The 6,465-nt window shown below is 62.5% G+C and carries 6 protein-coding genes and 1 pseudogene; 6 read left to right on the top strand and 1 reads right to left on the bottom strand.

The features are described 5' to 3' along the window. The first annotated feature begins 6 nt into the window (after positions 1–6). Both D8Z78_RS23535 and D8Z78_RS23540 read left to right on the top strand, forming a co-directional pair. Positions 7–858 (top strand): DMT family transporter, encoded by an 852-nt coding sequence (locus D8Z78_RS23535; RefSeq protein ID WP_240672249.1) that lies wholly within the window; start codon positions 7–9, stop codon positions 856–858. Positions 859–914: 56 nt separating this feature from the next. Continuing rightward, the gene (locus D8Z78_RS23540) at positions 915–2,135 is read left to right on the top strand and encodes a PQQ-dependent sugar dehydrogenase (protein ID WP_121634267.1); all 1,221 of its coding nucleotides are present in this window, start codon (positions 915–917) and stop codon (positions 2,133–2,135) included. 17 nt (positions 2,136–2,152) lie between these two features. On the opposite strand, the gene D8Z78_RS23545 is transcribed toward D8Z78_RS23540, so the two are convergent. Then, positions 2,153–2,956 carry a putative rhamnosyl transferase gene (locus D8Z78_RS23545; RefSeq protein WP_121634268.1) on the bottom strand — a complete coding sequence of 268 codons (804 nt, stop codon included), beginning with the start codon at positions 2,954–2,956 and terminating at the stop codon, positions 2,153–2,155. A 336-nt stretch (positions 2,957–3,292) separates the two neighbouring features. Here D8Z78_RS23545 and rpsL point away from each other — a divergent pair, with 336 nt between their 5' ends. The 4 genes and pseudogenes from rpsL to D8Z78_RS23565 all read left to right on the top strand — a co-directional run. Continuing rightward, positions 3,293–3,664 carry a 30S ribosomal protein S12 gene (gene rpsL, locus D8Z78_RS23550; RefSeq protein WP_005862801.1) on the top strand — a complete coding sequence of 124 codons (372 nt, stop codon included), beginning with the start codon at positions 3,293–3,295 and terminating at the stop codon, positions 3,662–3,664. Positions 3,665–3,688: 24 nt separating this feature from the next. Beyond that, positions 3,689–4,159, top strand: a complete 471-nt coding sequence (gene rpsG, locus D8Z78_RS23555) for a 30S ribosomal protein S7 (RefSeq protein WP_121634269.1) — start codon at positions 3,689–3,691, stop codon at positions 4,157–4,159. 18 nt (positions 4,160–4,177) lie between these two features. After that, positions 4,178–6,301 (top strand): elongation factor G, encoded by a 2,124-nt coding sequence (fusA, locus tag D8Z78_RS23560; RefSeq protein ID WP_121634271.1) that lies wholly within the window; start codon positions 4,178–4,180, stop codon positions 6,299–6,301. 87 nt (positions 6,302–6,388) lie between these two features. Continuing rightward, positions 6,389–6,465: pseudogene (locus D8Z78_RS23565) on the top strand (GTP-binding protein); the annotation flags it as partial.

The following is a 6,465-nucleotide window of genomic DNA, read 5'->3' on the forward strand; positions in this document are numbered from 1 at the left end:
CTTCTCATGACTGGCTCCATGGCCGCGTTCACCTTTGGCGACACCTGCATGAAGGCGATCGGCGACAGCCTGCCGCTGTCACAATCCCTGACGCTGCGCGCGATCTTTTCGACCACCTTTCTGGCGATCCTCGCGCATCGGCGCGGGGCGCTGCATATGCGCTTTCCCACGCGGGACAGGGCGCTGGTCCTGCTGCGCGCCATGGCCGAGGCCGGGGCGGCGCTGTTCTTCTTCACCGCGCTGTTCAACATGCCCTTTGCCAACGTCTCGGCGCTGTTGCAGATGTTGCCGCTGACCCTTGCGCTGGGGAGCGCGCTGTTCTTTGGCGAGGCCGTCGGCTGGCGGCGCTGGAGCGCGATCATCGCGGGCTTCGTCGGCATGTTGCTGATCGTGCGCCCCGGCACCGAGGGGTTCAACATCTACGCCCTGTCGGCACTTGGCGCGGTGGTCTGCGCCACGATCCGCGATCTGGCCACCCGACGGATGAGCACGGCGGTCCCCTCGCTTGCGGCGACCTTTGCCACCTCGGCCACGGTGCTGGTCATGGCTGCCGGTTGGTCGCTGTTTCAGGACTGGCAGCCGCTGAGCGCCGAAAACGGGGCGCTGCTGCTGGGGGCGGGGGTCTTCATCATCGCGGCCTATGCCATGTCGGTGGCGACGATGCGCGTGGGCGAGGTCGGCTTTGTCGCGCCCTTCCGCTATACCAGCCTTGTGCTGGCCTTGGCGATTGGCTGGCTGGTCTTCGACGAATGGCCCGCTGTGCTGTCACTGATCGGCGCGGTGATCATCATGGGCACGGGCCTGTTCACATTGTGGAGAGAACAGCGCCGTCCGCGCCTGCCGGTGAAGCCACATTAGGAACCCTGCCCGGTCCCACACGTTCTTCTGTCAACGGAAACAGACAGGAGGACATCATGACCAAGACTGTCTTTGGTACACTTGCCGCCGTCACCGCGCTGACGGCCCCGGCTTTTGCGCAGGACACCCATGAATGGGGTGACCGCGAGGCCAGTTTTGAGCCCGCATTCGAAAACCAGACCCGCGCGCCGCTGGCGGCGTCGGACTATACCTATGCCACCAAGATGCTGACCGAGGAACTGGAACACCCTTGGGCCATCGAGGCGCTGCCGGATGGCAATGGTGTTCTCGTGACCGAACGCCCCGGGCGTCTGGTCCATGTGACCTTGGACGGCGAGAAATCCGAGCCGATCAAGGGCCTGCCCGAAATCTTCAACGAGCCGGCTGGCAACTCGACCCAAGCCGGTCTGCTGGACGTGAAAGTCGGCCCGAACTTTGCCGAAGACCGGATGGTCTATATCACCTACGCCAAGGGCACGGGCGACGGCATGTCCGTCACCGCCGCCGCCCGCGGTGTGCTGTCCGAGGACATGACCGAACTGACGCAGGTCGAGGACATCTTTGTCCAGACCCCGCCCAGCCCCGCCGCGATGCACTATGGCAGCCGGATCGTCTTTGACGGCGACGGCCATGCCTTCATCACCACCGGCGAGCACTTCACAGTTGAGGAGCGCAAGAAGGCGCAGGACCTGAACACCACCTATGGCAAGGTCATCCGGGTGAACCTCGACGGCACCGTGCCGGAGGACAATCCGTTTGTCGGGGATGAGGACGCGATCGACTCCATCTGGTCCTATGGCCACCGCAACGTGCAGGGCGCGGCCTATCACAACGGCACGCTTTACGTGATCGAACACGGCCCCGCTGGCGGTGACGAGGTGAACATCCCCGAAGCTGGCAAGAACTATGGCTGGCCGGTGATTTCCTATGGCGTCAACTACGATGGCTCGGACGTGACCGAGGGCATCGCGAAGAAGGACGGCATGGAGCAGCCCGCCTATTATTGGGACCCGGTCATCGCCCCCGGTGACGTTGCCTTCTACGAGGGCGAGATGTTCCCGGAATGGCAGGGTGACATGCTGATCGGCGGCCTTGTGGCCCCGGGGATCGTGCGTCTGGAATGGGATGGCAACCGCGTCGCCCATGAGGAGCGCGTGCTGACCCAGTTCGGTCGTGTCCGCGATGTCGAGGTTCTGGACGACGGGTCCTTCCTGCTGGCAACGGATTACGAGCAGGGCGAGCTGATCCACGTCACCAAGGGGGACGGCGACAGTTAACTTCGGTTAACAATGCGTTACCCAAAAATGCGCCGGATATGATCGGCGTCGATGGCGAAGCGGTCCTTCAGGGTCGCTTCGCCTTTTGCGTCCATCAGGGGCAGCTTGATCGGTTTGACATGGGCCTTCTGGCGCGAGTCGTTGAAGTCATTGTGCCCGCGTACGAACATCAGGCTGTCGGCAAAGGTGACGGTGGGCATGAACTTGGCCACCTTGGAATGGGCGAAATTCATGATCGTCTGGCTGTGCCCGCCCGCGACGACCATGCCCATGCCCATCGGGTAATAGGCAAGCTCGGTTTCCTCGGCCATCGGCCCCTTCGCCGTCGGGCGCAGGATCAGACCCCGGCGATAATCGAGGATCACCGCCTTGTTGGCCGCGCACAGGGGCGCAACCAGCCCGGCATCGCGGCGCAGGCGCGCGACGAAATCCACCGCCACCGCGTCGTCATCGTCCATGCGGAACTGGATGCAGGGCGCGTCCATGTCGTGACGGGCGGCGTTCAGGACCTCCTTGCACACGGCGCGATGCGGGCCGGGGGCGCGGGCGACGATGACCGCCTGCGGCATGGGCTCGACCAAGGCAAAGAGCCGCTCGGCATAAGCGTCGGGCAGGTCGTCGCCAATCAGGATGACAAAGCGGAAATCCGGGTCGGTCTGCGCGCGCAGGGCGGGCAGGGTGATGGTTTCGAAGGTGCGAAAGCGTTCCTCCATCCGCACCGGCGCGTACAGGTAGTCGGACCGGGCGCGGGCCGTCTGGTGTTCGACCTGAAACCCGCCCTCGGCAGGGTAGGAAAACCGGCACAATCCGATGACTTGCATGATGCCTCCTGACCGGGCTATGCCCTTGCAATCCATGACATCGGGCCTGCGTGTTGACAACCCGCACGACTCCCCATATACGGCGCCCCAACGCGCGCGCACCAGCCGCGTGTTCAGCACGAATCCACAGGGTCAAGATCCGGGCCCCTAACGCCCGATCCTCTGGAAACCCGCCGCAACATTGCCCTCGGTACGGGAATGTCGCGGCCTTTCGCCGTTTGTGGCGAGCCAATGAACCGACGGCGCTTTTTCACGAGTGTTGTCATGAAACTGTAGCACGCAGAAGGGCATATCGCCCCGAAGCGATCATATGTGAGAAGCACGGGGAAACCTTATATGCCCACGATCCAGCAGCTGATCCGCAAGCCGCGTCAGCCCAAAGTCAAACGCTCGAAGTCCCAGCACCTTGAGCAGTGCCCGCAAAAGCGCGGCGTCTGCACCCGCGTCTACACCACGACGCCGAAGAAGCCGAACTCGGCAATGCGTAAAGTGGCCAAGGTTCGCCTGACCAACGGTTACGAAGTCATCAGCTACATCCCGGGCGAATCCCACAACCTTCAGGAGCACTCTGTGGTTCTGATCCGTGGCGGCCGTGTGAAAGACCTTCCCGGTGTGCGTTACCACATCCTGCGCGGTGTTCTGGATACCCAGGGCGTCAAAGACCGTAAGCAGCGTCGTTCGAAGTACGGCGCGAAGCGTCCCAAGTAAGCACACCCAGAAGAGGATTAGACAATGTCCCGTCGTCACGCCGCCGAGAAGCGCGAAGTTCTGCCTGACGCCAAGTATGGCGATAAGGTTCTGACCAAGTTCATGAACAACCTGATGTACGATGGCAAGAAATCTGCCGCCGAACGCATCGTCTACAACGCGCTCGACCGCGTTGAGGCCAAGGTGAAGCGCGCGCCCGTGGAAATCTTCCACGAAGCGCTCGACAACATCAAACCCTCGGTCGAGGTTCGCTCGCGCCGTGTGGGTGGTGCCACCTATCAGGTTCCGATCGAAGTGCGCCCCGAGCGCCGCGAAGCGCTGGCCATCCGCTGGCTGATCAACGCCAGCCGCGCCCGCAACGAAAACACCATGGAAGAGCGCCTTGCAGGCGAGCTGATCGACGCGGTCCAGTCCCGCGGTGCAGCCGTCAAGAAGCGCGAAGACACCCACAAGATGGCCGACGCGAACAAAGCGTTCAGCCATTATCGCTGGTAAACCAGAGGACCATAGCCAATGGCACGCGATTATCCCCTAGAGCGGTACCGCAACTTCGGTATCATGGCGCATATTGACGCGGGCAAGACCACTTGCTCCGAGCGCATCCTCTTCTACACCGGCAAGTCCCACAACATCGGTGAGGTGCACGACGGTGCAGCCACCATGGACTGGATGGAGCAGGAGCAAGAACGCGGCATCACGATCACGTCGGCTGCGACCACCACCTTCTGGCAGTGGCAGGAAGACCCGACCGCCGAAGGCACGTCGGACACCAAGTTCCGCATGAACATCATCGACACCCCCGGGCACGTCGACTTCACCATCGAAGTCGAACGCTCGCTGGCGGTTCTCGACGGTGCCGTCTGCGTTCTGGACGCCAATGCCGGTGTCGAGCCGCAGACCGAAACCGTGTGGCGTCAGGCTGACCGCTACAAGGTTCCGCGGATCGTCTTCGTCAACAAGATGGACAAGATCGGCGCGGACTTCTTCAACTGCGTCCGCATGATCGAGGACCGCACCGGCGCGCGCGCCGTGCCCGTGGCCCTGCCGATCGGCGCTGAATCGGAACTCGAAGGTCTGATCGACCTCGTGACCATGGAAGAGTGGGTGTGGAAGGGTGAAGACCTTGGCGCCTCCTGGACCCGTGGCCCGATCCGCGACGACCTGAAGGAGCTCGCCGAGGAATGGCGCGGCAAGATGGTCGAAGCCGCCGTCGAAGAAGACGACGACTGGATGGAAAAGTACCTGGAAGGCGAAGAGCCCGACGCACAAACCCTGCGCAAACTGCTGCGCAAGGGCACGCTGGCCATGCACTTCGTTCCGGTTCTGGGTGGCTCCGCGTTCAAGAACAAGGGTGTGCAGCCCCTGCTGAACGCCGTTGTCGACTACCTGCCGTCGCCGCTGGACGTCGTCGATTACATGGGCTTCAAGCCGGGTGATGAAACGGAAACCCGTGACATCCCGCGCCGCGCCGATGACTCGATGCCCTTCGCCGGTCTGGCGTTCAAGATCATGAACGACCCGTTCGTCGGCTCCCTGACCTTCACCCGGATTTATTCCGGCGTGATGAAGAAGGGCGACAGCATCCTGAACTCGACCAAGGGCAAGAAAGAGCGCATCGGTCGTATGATGATGATGCACTCGAACAACCGCGAGGAAATCGAGGAAGCCTTTGCAGGCGACATCATCGCGCTGGCGGGTCTGAAGGACACCACCACCGGTGACACCCTGTGCGACGCGAAGGAACCCGTGGTTCTCGAAACCATGACCTTCCCCGAGCCGGTGATCGAGATCGCGGTCGAGCCCAAGACCAAGGGCGACCAGGAAAAGATGTCGGCGGGTCTGGCCCGTCTGGCAGCCGAAGACCCCTCCTTCCGGGTGGAGACCGACCTCGAGTCCGGTCAGACCATCATGAAGGGCATGGGCGAACTTCACCTGGACATCCTGGTCGACCGTCTCAAGCGCGAGTTCAAGGTCGAGGCCAACATCGGTGCCCCGCAGGTGGCTTATCGCGAGACCATCGGTCACGCGGTCGAGCACACCTACACCCACAAGAAGCAGTCGGGTGGTTCGGGTCAGTACGCCGAAGTCAAGCTGGACATCCAGCCGACCGAGCCGGGCGAAGGCTATTCGTTTGAATCGCGCATCGTTGGTGGTGCCGTGCCGAAGGAATACATCCCGGGCGTCGAAAAGGGCATCAAGTCGGTCATGGACTCCGGTCCGCTGGCAGGCTTCCCGGTGATCGACTTCAAGGTCGCGCTGGTCGACGGTAAGTTCCACGACGTGGACTCCTCGGTTCTGGCGTTCGAAATCGCGTCCCGCATGTGCATGCGCGAAGGTCTCCGCAAGGCCGGCGCGAAGCTGCTGGAACCGATGATGAAGGTCGAGGTCGTGACCCCGGAAGAATATACCGGCGGTATCATCGGCGACCTGACCTCGCGTCGTGGCCAGGTGTCCGGCCAGGAACCGCGCGGCAATGCCGTGGCGATTGCTGCGAACGTGCCGCTGGCCAACATGTTCGGCTACATCAACACGCTGCGTTCGATGTCTTCGGGCCGCGCTCAGTTCACGATGCAGTTCTCGCATTACGACCCGGTCCCGCAGAACATCTCTGACGAGATCCAGGCGAAATACGCATAAACGGGATGGCGGGGACAACCCCGCCCTACCCATCCTCGTAGGGCGGGGGTTCCCCCGCCTCCCACAAGAAAAAAGGGAGCCACTTCAATGGCAAAGCAAAAGTTTGAACGCGGCAAGCCGCACTGCAACATCGGCACGATCGGTCACGTTGACCACGGCAAGAC

Source organism: Tropicibacter alexandrii, from assembly GCF_003667315.2.
Classification (GTDB): Bacteria; Pseudomonadota; Alphaproteobacteria; order Rhodobacterales; family Rhodobacteraceae; genus Tropicibacter; species Tropicibacter alexandrii.